General features: G+C 49.4%; 13 protein-coding genes. 6 read left to right on the plus strand and 7 right to left on the minus strand.

What is annotated here, in order from left to right; all coding sequences use genetic code 11:
• The first annotated feature begins 19 nt into the window (after positions 1 to 19).
• Positions 20 to 1,045: an alpha/beta fold hydrolase gene (locus AQULUS_RS00400; RefSeq protein ID WP_172622678.1), complete on the plus strand. Its 1,026-nt coding sequence runs from the start codon at positions 20 to 22 to the stop codon at positions 1,043 to 1,045.
• On the opposite strand, the gene AQULUS_RS00405 is transcribed toward AQULUS_RS00400, so the two are convergent.
• Complete coding sequence (locus AQULUS_RS00405; protein WP_148337548.1) at positions 1,031 to 2,653, minus strand: hypothetical protein; 1,623 nt, start codon at positions 2,651 to 2,653, stop codon at positions 1,031 to 1,033. The two genes, AQULUS_RS00400 and AQULUS_RS00405, sit on opposite strands and share 15 nt — an antisense overlap.
• 320 nt (positions 2,654 to 2,973) lie before the next feature.
• Between AQULUS_RS00405 and AQULUS_RS00410 the strand changes: the two genes are divergently transcribed.
• Positions 2,974 to 4,956: a coiled-coil domain-containing protein gene (locus AQULUS_RS00410; protein WP_148337550.1), complete on the plus strand. Its 1,983-nt coding sequence runs from the start codon at positions 2,974 to 2,976 to the stop codon at positions 4,954 to 4,956.
• 64 nt (positions 4,957 to 5,020) lie between these two features.
• Here the strand turns inward: AQULUS_RS00410 and parC are convergent, their stop codons facing one another.
• The 5 genes from parC to AQULUS_RS00435 form a co-directional block, all read right to left on the minus strand.
• Entirely contained in the window at positions 5,021 to 7,264 is a 2,244-nt protein-coding gene (gene parC, locus AQULUS_RS00415) for a DNA topoisomerase IV subunit A (protein WP_148337552.1), read from the minus strand.
• A 32-nt stretch (positions 7,265 to 7,296) separates the two neighbouring features.
• Positions 7,297 to 9,225, minus strand: coding sequence for a DNA topoisomerase IV subunit B (parE, locus tag AQULUS_RS00420; protein WP_148337555.1), 1,929 nt, complete (start codon positions 9,223 to 9,225; stop codon positions 7,297 to 7,299).
• Entirely contained in the window at positions 9,210 to 9,839 is a 630-nt protein-coding gene (locus tag AQULUS_RS00425) for an NUDIX domain-containing protein (RefSeq protein WP_148337557.1), read from the minus strand. The genes parE and AQULUS_RS00425 overlap by 16 nt, the downstream gene beginning before the upstream one ends.
• Positions 9,840 to 10,004: 165 nt before the next feature.
• Positions 10,005 to 10,334 (minus strand): accessory factor UbiK family protein, encoded by a 330-nt coding sequence (locus tag AQULUS_RS00430; RefSeq protein ID WP_269472859.1) that lies wholly within the window; start codon positions 10,332 to 10,334, stop codon positions 10,005 to 10,007.
• A gap of 21 nt (positions 10,335 to 10,355) precedes the next feature.
• The gene (locus AQULUS_RS00435) at positions 10,356 to 15,413 is read right to left on the minus strand and encodes a hypothetical protein (RefSeq protein ID WP_148337559.1); all 5,058 of its coding nucleotides are present in this window, start codon (positions 15,411 to 15,413) and stop codon (positions 10,356 to 10,358) included.
• A 91-nt stretch (positions 15,414 to 15,504) separates the two neighbouring features.
• On the opposite strand from AQULUS_RS00435, the gene AQULUS_RS00440 reads away from it, so the two are divergent.
• From AQULUS_RS00440 to AQULUS_RS00450, 3 genes are read left to right on the plus strand one after another with little or no spacing between them, the layout of a single operon-like run.
• Positions 15,505 to 15,684 (plus strand): hypothetical protein, encoded by a 180-nt coding sequence (locus tag AQULUS_RS00440; RefSeq protein ID WP_148337561.1) that lies wholly within the window; start codon positions 15,505 to 15,507, stop codon positions 15,682 to 15,684.
• A 33-nt stretch (positions 15,685 to 15,717) separates the two neighbouring features.
• Positions 15,718 to 16,614, plus strand: a complete 897-nt coding sequence (locus AQULUS_RS00445) for a hypothetical protein (protein ID WP_148337563.1) — start codon at positions 15,718 to 15,720, stop codon at positions 16,612 to 16,614.
• A gap of 57 nt (positions 16,615 to 16,671) precedes the next feature.
• The gene (locus AQULUS_RS00450) at positions 16,672 to 17,484 is read left to right on the plus strand and encodes a hypothetical protein (RefSeq protein WP_148337565.1); all 813 of its coding nucleotides are present in this window, start codon (positions 16,672 to 16,674) and stop codon (positions 17,482 to 17,484) included.
• 99 nt (positions 17,485 to 17,583) lie between these two features.
• On the opposite strand, the gene AQULUS_RS00455 is transcribed toward AQULUS_RS00450, so the two are convergent.
• The gene (locus AQULUS_RS00455) at positions 17,584 to 18,474 is read right to left on the minus strand and encodes a spermine/spermidine synthase domain-containing protein (protein WP_148337567.1); all 891 of its coding nucleotides are present in this window, start codon (positions 18,472 to 18,474) and stop codon (positions 17,584 to 17,586) included.
• 110 nt (positions 18,475 to 18,584) lie between these two features.
• Between AQULUS_RS00455 and hemC the strand changes: the two genes are divergently transcribed.
• Positions 18,585 to 19,508: a hydroxymethylbilane synthase gene (gene hemC / locus AQULUS_RS00460; RefSeq protein ID WP_148337569.1), complete on the plus strand. Its 924-nt coding sequence runs from the start codon at positions 18,585 to 18,587 to the stop codon at positions 19,506 to 19,508.
• The last annotated feature ends 1 nt before the right edge of the window (position 19,509 follow it).

Raw genomic sequence — 19,509 nt, forward strand, 5'->3', positions numbered from 1 at the left:
AGGAATCGGGCGGTACATCATGAAGGACGATGTCGTCTTTCTGGAAAAGACAGCGAAAGGACTGTTTGAGCTGTCGCAGGTTCATAAGCTTGAATATCAGTATAATACGCGAAAAAAAGTGTATGAATGCGGAAAGGTGAAATTGTATCACTATCAGCCTAAGGAAAAAAAACCGCATTCCATACCCGTTTTAGTGGTATTCGCGACGGTCAACCGGCCTGAAATCCTGGATTTGTTTCCTGACCATTCATTTATCGGGGGGTTGCTGGATAACGGGATGGATGTCTATTTGCTTGATTGGGGATATCCGGACGCGGGTGATTACGCCATTTCCATCAATGATTACATCACTCATTACCTGCATCTCTGTGTGCAGCAGGTCATCGAGCGTTCGCGTCAGCCGCGCATTAACCTGGCGGGCATTTGTCAGGGCGGGCTGATATGTCTATGTTATTCCATACTCTTTCAAACCATCAAAAAGCTGGTCTTGATTTCAGCGCCTGTTGATTTTCAAACGGAAGACAATGTAATTGGCAAGATTTTTAAAAAAATTGATGTGGAAGCGTTGATTCGTCTGACCGGGAATATTCCAGGAATGTGGCTGACCCAGTTTTTCATATCATTACGCCCCTTTGAACTGGTGGGAAAAAAATATCTGCGTTATCTGGATAAAATTGAAGACAAGAGTCTGACGGAACGTTTTCTCCGTGTGGAAAAATGGCTTTATGACGCGCCTGATCAAACCGCCGCTTCGTTTAGAAGCTTAATCAGTGATTTTTATCAGCGCAACAAACTTGTCAAGGGGACGTATCAAGTAAACGGTAAACGCATTAAACTGAAAAACCTGGCCGTCCCGGTTTTTAATGTCATGGCGAGCGAAGATGAAATTGTGCCGGTCAGCGCCACGCGTGTATTAAAGGATTATGTCGATCCCAGCCTTTATATCGAAAAACTCTATCCCAGCGGCCACATAGGCATTTACATCAGCGACAGAGTGGGAAAATCCATGCCTCATGATATCGCAGTCTGGTTAAAGGATATCTGAATACGCAAGGCTTGCGTCTTGTTTGGCGGGTTGTGCTTGCGTGACGGCCTGGTCTGTTTCTGCAGCTGACAAGGCAGGGAAAAGCGCGGGACTTTTCGTTAAAACCGGCGCAAGCTGCATGCGGAACGAGAAAATATCGACTGGATCGCGGCTAATACCGGAAGCCAGTTTTAACAAGGTATCCAGTTCGTCCTCGCCGATTTCGAAAATATTGTGCGCCAGCTCATTTCTCAGTTTATGACACAAGAGAAAATAATCCCGGATTTGATCGCGCGACGCCTCTTCTTCCAGATCTTTTGAGTCGAAGTGCGCGAGTAAATTTTTGATTTTTCCATGCGGACAATATTCACCGGCGAGGATGATCATCATTTTGACGGCGGCCATGAATTCATTATAGACCATGCCTTCCAGACTGAAGTGACTTGAGGACGTGGATAATCTGTATGCTTCGACCATGAAAGGAATGGCGTATTGTTGAAACCAGAGACTGCATGCCGAAGAAGAAACTTTCTGGCACGAGTTTTCCAGCTGGTCGATTTCCGCGCCGTGCTGATACAAGATCCTGGTCAACGGGAGGTTTTCCATGCATGCAAAGGTAATGGTATATAATGGCAGGCTGGCGAGCTTGTTCAATGCTTCCTGAATCCTGTTAGTCGGTCTCCAGAGATGAGTATGCTGCTGTCTTAACCTCGCGGTTTCAGTATGCAAGAATTCACGCATAGATGCCTGCGTTTTCATGACCAGATCAGCATCGATATTGACTTTGTTGGACAAATGCACAAGCAGCGTGCGTAATTGAACGGCGTCCTTTATCTCGGGGTCGCGGCTTGAATACAAGATGCGCCTGGCAAGATTATAGCGATGAAAATGATATAAAAATGCCAGTGTTTTAACTGTCCGCTGGAAATGACTCGCGGGAGCATTTTGATTGCTGTCAAAGGTGAAACTCAACAAATACAAGGCATGTTTCTCCAGACCGGATTTGGCTTCATTATGGATGGATAACGGCTTCTGGTGCGCGGTCTCACGCTTTTTTACCGTTTCTGTTTTCTCTGGCGCGCGTGTTTCAGCAGCGTGGATGTCTGTGCCGGACTGGGTCTTTAGCTGTTTTTTTTCAGACAAGCGTTGTAAATGCAGTTTACTGCGCTCAGCCTGTAGCCTGGCTTTGCGCGCGGCTTCGTCAATGGCTTCCTGTCTGGATGCTGCTTTCAGCGCCTGACGTTCCTGAATCACGGCTTGAATATAGGCTTGTGAGTTTTTATCGTGACGCGTGTCTTTGACACGTGAAGCCGGTTTGCCGGTTTTGAGCTGCGGCCGGGACGGCGCCGGCAGGAATGACTCAGTTTTTGACGACGTCGAGCCGGAGGCGATTATCTGCGTGTTGGCAGCGGGTTGCGGCCTTTTTTCCGGATGCCTGGAAGGGGGCTCACTTTTGAGTTTATTGCGTATTCTCTCTATCTCTCCGGTCTGAGCACGGCGGCGCCGGAGAGATTTTTTAATTTTTGTGTAAACGAGACTGGCCACCAGAATAATGACAAACGCCATATAAATGATGAGAGTCCATCTATCCCGCGTATCATTTTGTCTATGCACATAGCGATTATTCATGGGAGATCTAGAACTTATTTCACGCAAGGGTTACATATCTAGTTAATTATTGTCAACATGCATACCCGATCACAGCTCGCTGTTTTTCAATAACATCAGGCTGCCGCACACCTGGGCGAAAGAGAGAAAGCCATTTAAGATTTCCTTAAGAAAACTATATTATTCATAGAGTAATTAGGTATTAATACTTATTGAATAAGAGCTTGGCCTGACCACATAATGGCATAACGATTCAAGCGTTCCGGATCCTCACTCCTGAATTATTGATCTAACTCTAATTCATATTGTCAATAACAAGTGTCCACCATGGAGGATAGACCATGATTTCGTCAAGGCTAATTAACCCTTTGCATAGTTTGACTCAAACTGCCCGTGACCTGGCTTTTTACCTGAGACATATCAATCGTGATGAATTTCTTCAGGTCATGACAGAGGTCAGAGAGTCATACGGGGCGCCGGCCGAATCATGGCTCTGGTTTGTGTTTTATTCACGCGCGCGGCGGGCTCAGCTGGATCAGATTATAGATGAATTAAAACAAACTCCGCCTGTCAATGAAGAGCAATTGCCTGTCGATAACATGCCCGATTTGCAAAAATCAGATACGGAAAGCTTGTCCAAGTCTGACATCATCAAGCCTTCCGATTTGGGAGAGAGGGAAGATGCCGGATCCCTGAGCAAAAGCGCGGATGGCGCACTCGCGATGTCTGCCATTTCCAAACAAACTCCCAAACCCAAATCCATTATTGAAGTAGTCAAGTCAATGTTGCAAGAAGGGGGGTGGGAAGAAACATCGGCGAATACCAATCTGCTGCGTGCCATGTTGAAGAAATTGCATAACTACGATCCCGGCGTGGAATTGACGCTGAACGAAATCCGCGTCTTGAAAGATTTGCTGTTCCTTGCGATTGACCAGCGTTTGCAGGCGGAAGCCAAATTGATTGAAGAAGAAGCCAGGCTCAAGGCGATAGACGAGGAAACCCTGCGCATGAAAAAAGAGCTTCTGTCCAAAGAACAGCTGCTGCTGAGAAAAAAAGAAGAGATTGCCGAGAATGAATCGCGGATACAGGAATTGCAGAATGCAAAATCCGCAACAGGCCGGGAGTTGAGCGATATTGAACAGGAAAAGGCCGGGAAAAAACGCGAATTACAAATGTTCTTATTGCAATTGAAAGAACTGGAAGAAGATAAAAACCAGCGTGAACATGCCTATGAATTACAATTGATGGCGCTCGCGGCTGAAAAGAGAAGAAGAGAGGAAGAGCTGGAATCCGCGCGCCAGACCTTGCTGCTGCTTAATCCTGAATTTGATATCAAGAAGTTTGCGCCAGACCAGCTCGCTAATGTGATGGATGAAGCCAAGCAAGTAGGCGAAGTGGCCATGAAGACCTATCTTGCCGAGTGGAGCGCGAATGAAAGAAAACGCGCCGAACTGGAAGGGATGCGCGGAACGCTCGCCAAAGCCAAGGCTTCGCTGTCCGGCAAGCCCATGCCTGGCTCGAACCATGCATCTGATGAGGCGCAAACCGCACCAGGAGAAGAAGATCAGGCTGCCAGGGCGGAGCGGGAGGCACGATTGAAAGAAGTCAAGCAGATGTGTCATGCAAGAAATAAAACCAATGACAAGGCGGTGCGTTCCTTCATGGAAGGCTTTTTTCAGGTCAAGCTGGAAGAGCAAAGACAAAAGGAATTGCACGAAAAGCAGGATGCCAAGATGCGTGAATCGTTAGGGGTGTTGTATTCGGACGGGATACGGACAAAAATTAACGACGCCAAGACGCTGGAAATGATCGAACACGGAGGTGATGTGTCTGTCGCGGACGGCAAAAAACCGCGCCGCGCATTCAAGGAAATGAAACTGCGCGGTCCCAAGTCAGATAACCCTCAATTTCAGCGATTGGCTGAACGCATAGGCAAACTGCTCAAGCCCAGGCAGCAGCCGGAACAGGAAGTCTCTTCAGCGTCTGAATCCGCGCAGCGCGATACCCTGACATTGGTTCCCAAAATTGATAATGCAAGACGCTTGATGCTGGCCAGCCTGTTATGCGGAGCCTCTTCTCACTCCGAACGCATTGAAATCAAACATGACGAACAACCCGCGGCTTTGGCAGCGCCGCCATTGGTTTCTGATAGTTCAGAAAAGAGAGAGGATTTGACATCACGAGATGAGAACGCCTCACCTCAGGTGAATATATCCGGTCTTTTTGCTCCGGCAAAATCAATGAATACCAGTGTCGCGAGCGGGTTAAGTGGTGAAGTCATCAGCGATCTTGGCGCTTCCATGACCTTGGGCGGCCTCACATAACGCGAGGGAAAAAACGAGGCATGCGCTAAAAACCAGACCCGTCTGAAAACGCCGGGTAAAAGGGTCACCCGGCGTTTTCAACCATTAATTTGCCGACGCTGCGGCATCCGCGCGGCAGTTTGTGTCCCCGGTGCGCGCGTGTTCCAAGGAAGTTTTTCCAGTCATTGGGTTTTAGCGTAAAAGGCTTGCCCTCACCGACGATCAGAATATTCTGGCCCGCGTTTACGACAACCATGTCTTTGACGAATTCTTCGCGGGTTGCCACTTTACTCCCGGGAATGCTGATCATTTTATTGCCTTTGCCTTTGGAGAGTGCTGGCAGATCTTTTAATGGAAACACCAGCAAGTGGCCAATATTCGAAACCACGGCAAGAAATTCAGTTTCCACATCTGTTACGAGTTTTGGCATCAGCGCGCGCGCTCCTTTGGGAAGTGACAGAGCGGCTTTGCCCGCACGGTTCTTTCCATAAAGATCCCCCAGTTTGACGATAAATCCATAACCCGCGTCTGAAGCCAGTACGTATAATTGCTCTGGTTCTCCAAACAGGGTGCCGATGAATTCCGCTCCCGGCGGCGGATTCAATTTTCCTGTCAGGGGCTCGCCCTGTCCGCGTGCCGACGGGAGAGTGTGCGCCGGAATCGAATAAGCGCGTCCGGTGGAATCCAGAAACACAGCAGGCTGGTTACTGCGTCCAGTTGAAGAAGACAGAAATTCATCGCCGGCTTTGTAGCTCAGGCTGGCGGGATCAATCTCATGACCTTTGGCGGCGCGTACCCATCCCTTGGAGGAAAGAATGACAGTCAACGGTTCGCTGGGGAGGATTTCCGTTTCTTTCATGGCTTGCGCTTCTTTACGCTCGATAATGGGCGACTGACGCTTGTCCCCGAATTTTTCCGCGCTCACGGATAATTCCTGGCGTATCAATTTTTTCATGCGCGCGGATGAATGCAGCGTTTTTTCAATTTCATCGCGTTCTTTGGACAAATTGTCCTGTTCCTTGCGTATCTGCATTTCTTCCAGTCTGGCAAGATTGCGCAGGCGGGTATCAAGAATCGCGTCAGTCTGTTCTTCGCTGAGTTTGAAACGCTTCATGAGCACCGGCTTGGGCTCATCTTCCTTGCGGATGATACGTATGATCTCATCCAGGTTCAGATAGACAATGATCAACCCTTCCAGGATATGCAACCTGTGATTAATGGCGTCCAGACGGTGCTGCAGGCGCCGTTTGACGGTCGCGAGCCGGAATTCCAGCCATTCATTCAGAATTTGCACCAGACCTTTGACCTGGGGCCTCCCGTTCAGGCCTATCATATTGAGGTTGACTCGATAGCTGCGTTCCAGGTCTGTCGTGGCGAACAGATGATCCATGAGCGCGGTGACATCCACGCGGTTGGAACGGGGGATGATGACAAGACGCGTAGGGTTTTCATGATCGGACTCATCGCGCAGATCGGAGATGAGGGGCAGTTTTTTGTCCTGCATTTGCTGGGCTATCTGTTCCAGAACCTTGCTGCCGGAAACCTGATAGGGGAGTGCGGTAATGATAATTTCATCTTCTTCCAGGGAATATACAGCGCGCATGCGAATGGCGCCGTTTCCTGTCTGATACATGTTCTTGATTTCAGACTTGGGCGTAATGATTTCCGCTTCCGTGGGATAATCAGGCCCGGGAACATGCTTGCAGATTTCAGAGAGTGTCGCGTCGGGATTATCCAGAATATGGATGAGAGCGTTGACCAGTTCGCGCAGATTATGCGGGGGGATATCAGTGGCCATGCCCACGGCTATTCCCGTGGTTCCGTTCAGCAGGACGTTAGGAAGACGCGCGGGCAGCAGCGAGGGTTCACGCAGCGTGCCGTCAAAATTGGGAACCCAGTCTACCGTCCCTTCTTCAAGTTCGGCGAGCAGGCTGTCTGCGTAACCGGACAAACGCGATTCAGTATAGCGCATGGCGGCGAATGATTTGGGATCATCGGGTGAACCAAAATTGCCTTGTCCTTCGATGAGAGGATAGCGGTATGAAAAGGATTGCGCCATCAGGACCAGTGCTTCATAACACGCCATGTCGCCATGCGGATGAAATTTGCCCAGCACATCACCGACGGTGCGCGCGGATTTCTTGAATTTGGATACCGATTTCAATCCTAGTTCAGACATGGCGTAAATAATGCGGCGCTGTACCGGCTTGAGGCCGTCACCGACATGCGGCAAGGCGCGGTCCAGAATGACATACATGGAATAATCGAGATAAGCCTTTTCCGCGTAATCCCGCACGGGAATGTGTTCAATATTGTTAGCAGTTGCCATGGTTAACCCTCTCTTAACGAGTGCGTCCGATCTTACACAATTTCCGCCAGGTTGCCTTTTTGTTCCAGCCACGATTTGCGGTCCGAGGCGCGTTTTTTGGCGAGGAGCATGTCCAGCATTTCATCAGTATCGTCTTTTTCCTTGATGGTTAACTGCATCAGCCTGCGCGTGTCGGGATCCATGGTGGTTTCGCGCAATTGCATGGGATTCATCTCGCCCAGTCCCTTGAACCGGATAACATTCACTTTGGATTTTTTGTCCTTGAACTCAGCACTGATGCGGTCGAGTATGCCTTGCTTTTCCGCTTCATCCAGCGCGTAGTAAACCGCTTTGCCATGATCGACGCGAAACAGCGGCGGCATGGCGATATAAATATGTCCGGCTGCGACAAGCGGACGGAAATGTTTGACAAACAACGCACATAATAATGTTGCGATATGATTTCCGTCAGAATCGGCATCCGCCAGGATGCAGATTTTTCCATATCGTAAACCCGCAAGGTCCGCTGATCCCGGGTCAACGCCGATGGCGACGGAAATATCATGAATTTCCTGGGATCCCAGAACTTCTCCGGACTCGACTTCCCAGGTATTAAGGATTTTGCCGCGCAGCGGCATCACTGCCTGGAATTCGCGGTTGCGCGCCTGCTTGGCTGAGCCGCCTGCGGAATCCCCCTCAACCAGAAACAGTTCGCTGCGTCTGACATCCTGCAGGGAACAGTCTATCAGTTTGCCCGGCAGCGCTGGCCCCGCGGTCACTTTTTTGCGGGCTACAGTTTGCGCCGCTTTCAGTCTTTTTTGCGCGTTGGCGATCGCGAGACCGGCGAGAGACTCGCCAACCGCCACATGCTGATTCAGCCATAAACTGAAAGCATCTTTGACTACGCCGGAGACGAAAGTCGAACATTCCCGCGAAGACAAGCGCTCTTTGGTCTGGCCGGCGAATTGGGGATCGTGCAGTTTTACGGAAATGATATGCGCGCACTGATCCCAGATATCGTCAGCGGTGAGCTTGATGCCTCTAGGCAGCAGGTTGCGGAATTCACAAAACTCCCGCAATGCATCGGTAAGCCCGGTCCGGAATCCCGATACATGAGTGCCGCCCAGCGCGGTCGGAATGAGGTTGACATAACTTTCCGCAACGAGGTCGCCGCCTTCCGGAAGCCAGACAACAGCCCAGTCCACCGCTTCCCGCTCGCTGGCAAACGAGCCCAGAAACGGTTCTTCCGGGATGCGTTCTACATTGCCCAGTGTTTCCGTAAGGTAATGACTCAGTCCATTCTCGTAATACCATTCTTCGGTCTCGTTGGAGACGGCATCGGTGTAAGTGACATGCAGGCCGGGGCAGAGCACAGCTTTCGCGCGCAAAGTGTGTTTTAATTTGTTGATTGAAAAGCGCGCCGAATCAAAATATTTTTCTTCGGGCCAAAAGCGTACGCTGGTGCCGGATTCTCCTTTGGCGGTTTTTCCCAGCGTTTGCAGATCGGATGTCTTTTCTCCGTGCGCGAATTTCATGGAATATGCCATGCCGTTACGGCGTATGGTCACTTCCAGTTTTTTGGACAAGGCATTGACGACAGAAACGCCCACGCCATGAAGACCGCCGGAAAACCGATATTGGTTATTTGAAAATTTAGCTCCGCTGTGAAGCCGGGTGAGAATGAGCTCGACCCCCGATACTTTTTCTTCAGGATGGATGTCAACCGGCATGCCGCGGCCGTTATCCGCCACTTCCAGCGACCCGTCCTTATGCAGAATCACATCTATGCGTTTTGCGAAGCCTTCCAGGGCTTCGTCCACGCTGTTATCAATGACTTCATGCGCAAGATGGTTGGGATTGGTGGTGTCTGTGTACATGCCGGGACGGCGGCGCACAGGCTCCAGTCCGCTTAATACTTCGATGGCTTCCGCGGTATACGCGGGTTTTGACCGTGATGACTTGGGAGTTATTTTGTCTGCCATAATTGTCTTAACCAGTCCCTATTTAATTGTAACCATTGCAAAGAAATGATCGCCGGTGAAGTCCTGATTTTTCCTTCCTGCAATAACATAAACGCTTCATCAGCCTGCAGGGTGAAAGTCCGTATATCTTCATTTTCTTCTTTCAGCCCATGGATCCCGCCCGCCTCGCTCGCGTCAATACGCCCGCAATAGAGTGAAAAATATTCATTCGAGCCGCCGGGGCTGACAAAATACTCGCAAATGGGATAAAGGTCTAGGATTTCGCACCCGGCTTCTTCCACGGCCTCCCTGGCGGCCACATCGGCGGGGTTTTCATCCGGGTCAAGGACCCCTGCCACGACTTCAAGCAGCCAGGGGCTGTCGGGCGCGGCGAGAGAGCCGGGGCGGAACTGTTCTATCAGCACCACGTGGTCAAGAATGGGGTCGTAAGGCAGTATTCCGGCCGCGGATTTGCGCTCCATGACTTCCCTGGTCAGCGTACTGCTCCATCCGCCGTCAAAAAGCCTGTACCTCAATTGATAGCGCACCATGCTGAAAAAACCTTCATAAACAGTTTTGCGGTTTACGATTTCAAAATCGTTTTTTGTGAATGATTGTATTTTTTCTTCAGTCATGGCAGGGATCCGGACATTAATAAACGTATAAATGATGATTTTATTCGCGCAGCGGGCAGATTGCGAGAAGAATACAAAGCGTTTTCACTAGCAGAAGCGAGGAGCGTGTTCGATGAACATGCTCGGAGCAGGCTAGCTTCCCTCGCTGTCACAGCCTCGCAAGCATTACTTGTGGTGTTTGCTTTTCAGCATGGTTTCGAGTGTTTTAATGTGCTGTTCCAGCTCTTCCAGTTTTTTACGCGTGCGTCCCAGGACTTTTGTCTGAGTATCAAATTCTTCACGCGTGACCAGGTCGAATTTGGCAAAAGCTTTCGCCAGTATACTATGGCAGTTTTTTTCAAAATCTTTTTTGAGCGTCCCCACATGGGCAGGGAGAGCTTCAGACAATTGTGTGGCAAGGGATTTTAAAAAATTGGTTTTAGACATATATAAGGATTCCGATGGTTCCCTGATAACAAGATTATAGCGTGTCTGGAAATGGACGTCATCCTTCATGACCGATTCCCGACCGCAGGATTAGTGAAACTGCGGCCGCTTGCCTTTATTGTCGTGTTCTTCCTCGGCGGTATGTTGAGGAGAGACCGGCGTGGTCGGCGGAATTTTTGGTTTCGCGGCCTTCGTCTCCTCGGCAGGATCAAGTGATGGCTGCGGATCGGGCGCCGGCAAGGTTTCACCGCGGACGCCAGAGGGATGTTCGGGCAAGGATGTCATGATCATGCTGCTGGATGATGGTGTGATGAAAGATCCGCTGTCGTGGCCATATGCTTTCCTATAATTCGCATCCTTCAATAAATAATGCGAAGTGTAATAAATCAGATCATCATGGGAGGGATGTTTGGCGAACCTGCGAAACAGTCTGCCCAAACGCCTGGATTTCTTGGATGCCACCTTGGCGACAGCTTTGATTTGGGCGTGGGAATCATCGGTTGATTCAATGGCGCGTTGATATCGTGCCCGCCTGCTGGCATCGGGATGTCTGATAACAAGTTCGGAGAGCAGTCCTTGTGAATGATTCAAGCGATATGCGCTATGTGTCTTGTGTTCAATTAATTTCATGTCGGCCGCATTGGGCGGCGGGCTTAACAGCATATTTGCAAGGGATCGGTTTTTTAAACCATATTTTTCTTCGATCATAGCCAGGATGTTATCAACGCTGTTCAGCATGTTGTTGATATGCGTTTCATGTTCTAATATCGTGCGTTCCAGTTTTTTCGAATGTTCGCTAAATCGCGCATCGAGAATATGCCTGGTATTTTGTAATTCCTGAATGGCAATGGCTTTGTCGGCGTCGCGAAGCGGTCCGGTATCAAATTCGACAGACGCCGTTTTAAGACTGTTAGAGGCGGAGTCATAGCGGAATATTGTGCCGGACACGCCCTGTTTCCCTGATTCGGAGATTTTACCGCGTAATTCACTTGCCAGATTTTCGTGCCGGCTTAATTCGGCTTGTTTTTGTTTATATAATTTTGTTTCGGTGTTAATTATTATTTCCTGATCAGTGATATTTGCTTTCATCAGGTTGATTTGGATATCGGCGGATTTAATGGCATTGGCCGCGAACAGTAAAACAGCACTCTTGTCATAGGCGAGTTTATTGCAAAATTCATTCAGGGTGATTGCATTTTCATCGGAATAAATATCATGCAAACGTCTGATTTCAGGCATGGAAAGAAGTGCCTGGCCTGTCAGCTTAGCCTGAATTTCACCGAGAAACTGTCTGTTTTTTTCCAGCATATCCAACTGCAGGCGGATAGAATTGAGAGAGTCTTCTGCTTTGGCAATCTTGTTTTCGGCCGCAGCCAGGCCGCTTCTGGTTTTCGAGATCCTGTCTTCCAGGGTCGAAAGCCCGGTAGCGTCAGCGATGATTTTGTTCAACGGCGTTAACACAGCCTGGTTTTTGGAGGGAGGCAGCAATATCAGGGTGTTTCGCATTCTGACCAGATCGGCAAAAGAAAGCTGGTCAAAATTATTTTCCTGCAAGGTGGTGATGAGGTCATGCAGCTCAGCGAGACGGGACGATTCCTGATCAAGCAAGACGGTATAGGCTTTGATTTTTGTCAGAGCATAAGGATATCCATCGGTGAGATGGACATCAAATTGATCAGCGAGGGATTCATACATTCTGCAAAGTTTTTCAACCGGCTGAGTCAGTTGTCCTTGCTTCAGGCCGAGACGCATTTCAGCCAGTTCCGAGTGAGCGGCCAGCTGACTGAACAGGGGCTGAAAGGAACCAATGGCATTGCGCACAATATTCAGTACGTCTTCCAGCTCGCGCGTGTCAATTTTTTGCAAGTCACGATAAGTCAGAATCAGATGGGTCATAATGGGAATCATGGCAAGCGGATTGCTGCTTTGAGAGATATCAATCATGGATATCATGGCGTTTTTCATGGAGGTCAGCATCTGTTCGATTTTCTTCAGATTTGCCAGTGTGGCTTCACTGATTTCACGCGGTGATTTGTTTGTTTGCTCTTGCCTGTATTGGTGCACCTTGTCTATCGCAAGATTTAATAACCGCAGATGTTCCACTTGTTCAGGGTCAGCCGGTTCCATTTCCTTGACTGCAGGAGGGTTTGCCGCATCCTTCAGCTTGACAGCCGCATTGTTGATGCGCTGAGCGGCCTCATCCATGTTGATATTCAATACATCGCTTAATCCAGGCATTTTAAACCACGCTGCCATGTTACTCACAGCCGGGGCTGCTATCTGGCTCATTTGTCTCAGAATGGCCATTTGTTCCGGTCCGGCCAGGGAAGAAGTGACGGATTTGATTTCATCCAGATAAAAGAGAAGATCGGAAAATTCGGCCAGCAGCGCCTGAAATTTCTTTTTGATTTCGCCTGTGTTTTTGTAAAGGTTTGCCCCTATGGCCACATACGAGCCTGTGTCAAATTGTTGGGTAACAAGAAGATACAATTGATCGAATCTTGAGATAATATTCAATAAGGATTTGATATTTTTGTGCAGAACTGAATCTGCGGGTAAAATCGTCCAGGTCGCATCGGCTTGACGAGTCTGTTTGAATGATTCTGTTTGTGATGGATCAAAATATTCCGCTTCAATCAGAGAAACAAGTTGCTGGCGGGTCATTTCCAGGGTGGATCGAATCGTGCCCAGTCTTTCCCTGGCCAAACGGCTGACCAACTCTTCGCTGGATTCAGCGGCGAGAGAAGTGCCGCCTTGTATCGCAGGCATGGCGGGCAGAGCGACAACAGGCGGAATATCGGGCGCGGCCAGTTTGAAGCGTGATTCACGCAAGGCAAATAATGCGGCTTGCCGCGCTGCTTCCCAGTCTTCCAGGTGGGTACCCTGATATTTGCCCGCCTTTTGTAATGTCTGATTATGAATTTCAATATCCGTTAATTTGCTGTCAATCAGCTTGATTACCGGATACTCGTATACCATGCGACCGGTAAGATAATACGTCCAGGAGGATTTTAATTCCTTCAATTGCCTCTCCATTTCTTCTAGCGGCATTTCCAGAATGGCGCAAACGGATTTTTTGATCCCATCAAAATCACTGAATCTATCATTCACCAGCATTTCTCTGGCCTGGGCTAAGATGCCTGTATCGGTAACATTTTTTTGCAGACGGATCTTGGCTTCCTCAACCATGGTGCGTTCACGATAGGCTGACGCCAGGATTTTCTGAAATGCCGTGCAAGCGGGAGAGCCGGTTTTGGACAAGGCTTCTTCTAATGCGTGCAACTCTGACACCGGCATGGTGTACAGGCTTAACGGCGACAAATTCTGGAGAAAATCATGCAGACGCGCCAATTCCTTGCCCTTCTGGCTTTCGTCAGGCTGGCTGCTAATGCGGTCGATAAGGACTTGTTCTTGCGCTTCGCTGACCCAATGCCGCATGCGTTCTACTTCTTGTTTTGCGGCGGTGACCAATCCGTTCGCCGCTTTATAGGCATTATCATAAACAGAAGCTTTTGGCAGATGTTTGGAGGTGACGGGTATCTGTTCCGGGATCAGATGCGGGTTGTCCCGCTGATAGGAAAAGTCTTGCGGCGCAGAAGGATTGGAGGCAATGTCCAAAAGTTTTTGTCTGATTTCATCTCGTAATTGATATAATTCCTTCAGCTGCTTGATCACGGCGTCGCGTTCTTTTTCATTCGATTCCAATACGCGTTTTTCCATATCGGTGATGTCTTTTGCCAATACGTCCATGCCGGTCCTGGTGTTAATAAGGGCTGTCAGGCATTTTGCCAGATAAAAGGTTTGCGGCGAGGGAAGCTGTCGCGCGGCGTCGCGCATGTGGATCAAATCGCGCAAGGGTGCGGCGGGTTCAATCCTGAATTTTTTTATGGCAGTTTCAGCCTGGATGTAATGCTCCAACAGCAGTTTTTTTTGCTGCAACCCTTCCTCGCGTATGCGCAGCCGTTCTTCCCAATACGGGTATCGGTGTTTTATATCCATTCCGAATGTGGCGGCGAGTCTTTCATATTGTTCGCAAAGGCCTTGCAAATGTTTTTGCAAAACCTGGTTTTTTAATCCCAGGCGGGTTTCGGCGTATTCCAGCCAGCGCACGGTTTGAACCAGAACAGGTTCGATTTTTTGTAATGCGCCGGCGAGTATGCGTACAAGTTCTTCCGCGCCGGTCTGTTTGATACTTTCCAGATCAATTTTTTCCAGCTCAAGAATGGCGGCACCCAGGTCCTTGAAAATATCCATACTCTGGATTTTTTTAAAATTGAGAGCCTGATCAATGCGATTTAGCGCGCTTCCAAAAATAACGATGGAATTATGGGCGTGCATCAGACTGCGCGTGTTGGAGTTTTGTTCTTCCAGGACGGCATAGCAGCCGGTTTCAGGATCAGGTGTTTTATCGCTCCACTGTTTGAGAGAAACCTGTATCTTGTTTTTTACATTATCCAGATTGATGAGAACGGATTCAAATCTGCTTTTTTCTCCTGTTTCCAAGGGCAGCCATGCGTTCTCGCTTTCGTGTCCGCCGCCGGTTGCTGCCAGATCAAATGACTGAAGAACGACATCAATGTTTTCCTTCGAATCTGCCATGGGCTGGTCGGTATCTGCCTGTAATAATTTGATTTGTTCCAGCGCAGGCTGGATGTCTCTGCCTATGGCGTTTTTCAGTTCTGCGACCAGCGGGAAGAATGTGGAATCAATACCAGGAAGCGTAGCGAGTATGGATTGTAATTGATTAAGGTAGAAGGGAAGATTGCGGATATCAGTGTAGGCTTGTGAAATGCTGCCGGCATTCCAGATGCCTCCGGCAAGCATTTTGCCTAATGGCCAGACTGATCTGAAAGAAGATTCCGACTGCAGATATTCCAGAAGCGGCTTAAGAATGGCTGGCAAGAGCTTTTCTAGGGACTGCAGAATATTAATGACAGATTTCGCATTGCTGACAAGAGCCGGTTCGCCTGTCTGGATGGTATAAGTTCCGTCCGGTTTTCTGGACTGGTCGAATGCTGCCAGGGTGTCTGAATCAAATATGCCTCCTTCGCGGATCAGCGTAACCAGCTGATTTTTCTTCATGCTTATCATGGCTTCAAACGAGAACTCACCGGATTGAGGAAGGTTTGTCGGTCTGGTATTGGTCATCGTTTCCCCGTTTTTTTAGTATATTTAGAGATATATGCTAATTATAGACGATGTGTGCACCGGCGGCTGGCAGATACCGTGCGTTAGCTTTATGTTTTTATGGCTTGCTTCGTTTTACCGTGCCGGCGTGCGCTTGCCGCGTGTTTTGCCTTTGCGGATAAAGCATGGTAAAAATGCCTGGTTTATCTCGAGCTTTACCCAGGATTGGCCGCAAGGGTTTGTGCTTTGTATTTTCTTTCCCTTATGGTTTCTTTGCGATCTGGGTTTTTAATTATCAATTATTAGAAATCTCGGAGTGGCGGCTATGCTTAGAGCGAATCAGAATGTGCGGGATCGGTTTTTGTCTTTTTTACGGCTGCTGGCCAGTTTTCATGACAATTATGGTATTAAAGAGAGCCAGGCAGGATTTGCCATTCTGGCAAAAATTTGCACCCAGATGCGGGAACTCATCGTGGCTGACAATATCCCTGCGGAGGCCAATACCATTATCTCCACATTGTCCGGCGTCATTCAAACACATCTTCCCCGCATCGCGGCATCCATATTAGAGAACTCGCCCCATCTTGCCGAGAAAGGTAACAGGATCAGCCTGATGGAGAGTGTGGTGCGTATTGTTACGAATCTGAATCGAATGGTCGCTGCCTATGAGAGTTGTCTGGCAAACGCTCAATCATCCGCATCCACGTCGTTATTGAGGACGCAAGACAGCACCGCGGACAGCGGGCAGCCGCCTGTTTCAGCTGACATGATTGATGACCCGTTGCTGCGCTTGATTGAATCCCTGAATTATTTGCCGGAGCGCGAAGAGGATCCCGTTCTGGTTATTCAGCGTGATAATCACCAGCCGGACGAAGAACAGTTACTGCTGCCGCAGAGAATGCCGCAAGAAAACACGAGTTCCTGTTATTCATTCTTTGGCCGAACTTTTTACGGATATCAAAAATCCATCATGGCCGGCACTGGTTTTAGCATACTGGGTTTGGGATATTGGGGATTGTCTTCTCTCAGTCTGTTTATAGGAGAAGAACTGGACAAGCTTATTCACTCCGACCAGACAGGCGTGCATCATAATACGATTTTTGCGCTGGCTTTGATATTGCTGGGCGTGACTGCATGCGCGTCAGCCGCGGTGAGAAGTGCTTGCGCAAACAGCGCCAGCCGCGATCATGATGTGGAATCGGGATTAATCATGAAAATGTGACCATTATCCGCCAGGGATAAACAATGAAATCCATTTATCTTAATATGAGGAAAAATTATGTCATGGTGCAGTCATAGTGTCAGAGAACACTTCCAATCCTTGATTAATCAGCTGGTGCACTTCCATGATCAGTGCGGCAAGCCCAAAAATCAGAAAGAATTCAGCGATATTCGCCTCGCTTGTGCGGCGGCTCTGGATTTTGTCTATGATGACGAGATGCCTCATGGCGCTGATCAGATAGTCGCTACGATTTCCACCGGAATTTATCAGACCATGCTTTCTATTGGCTCCAAGAAGACTGGCGGCGCGGACAATGAAGAATTCATCAAGGGCTTGCTTGCGAGTACACGCGAGTTAAGTCTGTTTCGCAATGCCTGTGAAAGGGAAATTTCACAAAAAGAACAGGATTCGAAAAAACAGAAACAAGAAGTGCAAGCACATCAGTCGATTATTGAACCCGTATCCGAGCCTAGGCGTACTGCGCTGACGCATCTGGATAGCCGCGAAGAGCTGGATGTGAAAATCCGGTCACTGGGCCCGCTTCCGACGCAAAGTTATTCTTGCCTGTCATTTTTCCAGCGCGCAGTGAGTCATTATCCAAAGATCATGGCGGCCAGCGCCATGACGGGCACCATGGGCCTGGCTTATATTGGACTGAATCTGCTTAGCCATTATGCTGGTCCGGTGCTGGATTCGCTGCTGCACGCGGATGAAACAGGAATCGGTCATCAAGCTGTTGTCGCGACGACGTTACTGTTGAGCGCGGGTGTCCTGTGCTCGGTGGGTATGGTGAAAACCTGCCAGCTTAACGCCGCTGAAACCATGGAAAACGATGAGGTTTCCGAACATAGCCGTTTATTGCGGGTTTGAAAGGCTCACACACGGCGCTAAACCGCTTCTGTAATTGATGCAGCCGGTTGCCAGCTTGCGGCCGGGACCGTCAAGCCAGGGGATCGGCGAGCCATGATCCTATTCCGCGAAATCCAGTTCCTGCCGCACATATTCCGGCAGCGCGAGCGCTGCCTTGTGCGATTCAAGGTTGTAGTAACGGGTGGTGAAGCAGCGGTTAAAAATATCTTTTTCACGAATGCGTTTCACGGCCGGAGATTTGACAGCCATGAGAATGGTGCGAGAACCATACGGATGACTGGGTTGTGGAAAATTCAGCGTCTGGCACTCTTCGAACCCTGAAGCCAGGATTTGCTGCATCATGGGTTTTAACGCCTTGTAATGAATCAGAGAGGTAAGACAGGGTTGAACCAGAATGCCGTTTGGTTTCAGGGCTGAAAGATAATATTGATAATGTCCGCTGAAAGTGCTTTCCAAACGGTGTGTCTGGATAATGATGTCAAAGGCAGCGTCAGGCTGCCGCCTGAACCAGTCCAGGGGATTCTGGCGGTGATGCCGTACTCTCTGGTCCTTTGTTTCTTGCGACCAGTGAGAAAAATAAAGCGCGACGGGTTCCTGGATATCGGAGTTTTCTGACAAACAGGTGACAGTTTCCACAGAAGAGTGCTTCAGCACTTCCTGCAGGATTCCATGGTTGACGCCGACGATCGCGACATGCTGTGGGCGCGAATGGGAAAAAAGCGCCGGATGTGCCAGCATCTCGTGATAAAAAAAGCCGTCTTGTTCGGATAAAACGATATCACCGTCCAGTGTCAGCAATTTGCCGTAGGGGGTGGTCTCATAAACTGCGAGTGTCCCGTGCGGAGAGTGTTTTTCATAAAGCTTTTGTGTGATGTCTACAGCGAATTCTTGTCGTGCTCGTTCTTGCATGGCTAGCTTCCGATAAGGTGTGGATAATGTTTTTTCCGTCATTGAGCCGGTTGCGGCCGCCAGAATAATGGTGATTATCATATCTTGCGGTTCAATGGGCGTTTAATGGGGTATATAATGCCCGCCAGGTAATGATCAATTTATAACATAACTATGGTGTGATATCCGAGAAAACGCAATAGGGGTTTTGAATGACCAAACGTCATATAGTCATCGCGACGCGCGAAAGCCCGCTTGCGCTGGCCCAGGCAGAATCGATCAAATTGTCGCTGCTCCAGCATCACCCGCATCTTTCCGTTGATCTCCTGGGGATTACTACCCAGGCAGACCGCCGCCTTGATGTGACCCTGACCGAAATCGGGGGTAAGGGGTTGTTTGTCAAGGAACTTGAAGAAGCCTTGCTGGACGGACGCGCGGATATCGCGGTGCATTCCATGAAAGATGTGCCTATGGAGCTTCCGCCCGGCTTGATATTGCCGGTCATGGGACAGCGTGAAGAACCGCGAGATGTGTTTGTTTCAAATCATTATTCCTCGCTGGCTCAATTGCCCGCCGGCGCTTCGGTGGGAACATCCAGCTTGCGCAGGCAAACCCAGATACGGGCGTTGCGCTCTGACCTTACACTGCGAACACTAAGAGGCAATATCCATACCCGTCTTAGCCGGTTGGATGCGGGAGATTACGATGCGATTATCCTGGCAGCGGCCGGACTGAAGCGTATGAATCTGGGTGCGCGTATTCGCGCCTATCTTTCAACAGAGGTATTGCTGCCGTCAGCCGGACAGGGGGCGCTGGGCATTGAATGCAGGGAAGGGGACGAGCAAATACTTGAACTGATCGCACCGCTTGATGACAGCGTGACGCACGCCTGCGTCACGGCGGAAAGGGCGTTGTGCCGGCGCCTGGGCGGAGGCTGCAAGGTACCGGTCGCGGCCTATGCCGAAATACATCATGGTGTGTTGAAGCTGCGCGGTCTGGTGGCGGATTCCAGCGGCACCCGCATGCTCAAGTCCAGGCTGGAAGGGGATCCGTCGCATGCCGACGTAATGGGCACACGGGCGGCGGAAGAATTGCTGCAGCAAGGCGCAGAAAAAATTTTAAAAGAATTCCAATGAG

Origin of the sequence: Aquicella siphonis (assembly GCF_902459485.1) — a bacterium.
In the GTDB taxonomy this organism is placed as follows: Bacteria; Pseudomonadota; Gammaproteobacteria; order DSM-16500; family DSM-16500; genus Aquicella; species Aquicella siphonis.

Bases quoted from the DNA above. Each gene is read 5' to 3' on its own strand.
- AQULUS_RS00400 (WP_172622678.1), top strand. From the start codon at position 20: ATGAAGGACGATGTCGTCTTTCTGGAAAAGACAGCGAAAGGACTGTTT.
- AQULUS_RS00405 (WP_148337548.1), bottom strand. From the start codon at position 2,653: ATGAATAATCGCTATGTGCATAGACAAAATGATACGCGGGATAGATGG.
- AQULUS_RS00410 (WP_148337550.1), top strand. From the start codon at position 2,974: ATGATTTCGTCAAGGCTAATTAACCCTTTGCATAGTTTGACTCAAACT.
- parC (WP_148337552.1), bottom strand. From the start codon at position 7,264: ATGGCAACTGCTAACAATATTGAACACATTCCCGTGCGGGATTACGCG.
- parE (WP_148337555.1), bottom strand. From the start codon at position 9,225: ATGGCAGACAAAATAACTCCCAAGTCATCACGGTCAAAACCCGCGTAT.
- AQULUS_RS00425 (WP_148337557.1), bottom strand. From the start codon at position 9,839: ATGACTGAAGAAAAAATACAATCATTCACAAAAAACGATTTTGAAATC.
- AQULUS_RS00430 (WP_269472859.1), bottom strand. From the start codon at position 10,334: ATGAAGGATGACGTCCATTTCCAGACACGCTATAATCTTGTTATCAGG.
- AQULUS_RS00435 (WP_148337559.1), bottom strand. From the start codon at position 15,413: ATGACCAATACCAGACCGACAAACCTTCCTCAATCCGGTGAGTTCTCG.
- AQULUS_RS00440 (WP_148337561.1), top strand. From the start codon at position 15,505: ATGTTTTTATGGCTTGCTTCGTTTTACCGTGCCGGCGTGCGCTTGCCG.
- AQULUS_RS00445 (WP_148337563.1), top strand. From the start codon at position 15,718: ATGCTTAGAGCGAATCAGAATGTGCGGGATCGGTTTTTGTCTTTTTTA.
- AQULUS_RS00450 (WP_148337565.1), top strand. From the start codon at position 16,672: ATGTCATGGTGCAGTCATAGTGTCAGAGAACACTTCCAATCCTTGATT.
- AQULUS_RS00455 (WP_148337567.1), bottom strand. From the start codon at position 18,474: ATGATAATCACCATTATTCTGGCGGCCGCAACCGGCTCAATGACGGAA.
- hemC (WP_148337569.1), top strand. From the start codon at position 18,585: ATGACCAAACGTCATATAGTCATCGCGACGCGCGAAAGCCCGCTTGCG.